General features: G+C 60.5%; 1 protein-coding gene. It reads right to left on the bottom strand.

Translation table 11 applies throughout. The features are described 5' to 3' along the window. Positions 1-223 (bottom strand): immunoglobulin-like domain-containing protein (locus ACN6NG_RS30095; RefSeq protein ID WP_474317582.1); only part of this gene is annotated, 223 nt, incomplete at both ends.

Below are 223 nucleotides of genomic sequence, written 5' to 3'. Positions count from 1 at the left end.
GTGGTGCTGACGCTGTCCTTGCCCAGTTCCAGTTGCTCGAACTGATCCGCGCCCTTGCCGGTAACGCCAGTCAGGGACTGGGTAATGGTGACCGGGTCGTTGACGTAGACGTTGTCTGGTGCAGTGACCTGAGTCGAACCGGTGGCCTCACCCGCCTTAATGGTGACGGTGGTGCCGTCAGTCAAGGTGAAAGTCAGGCCTTTGTGGTTGGTGACCGGCAGGG

This window comes from Pseudomonas sp. TSO6 (assembly GCF_056098905.1).
This window is presented reverse-complemented; position numbering and strand designations above follow the sequence as displayed.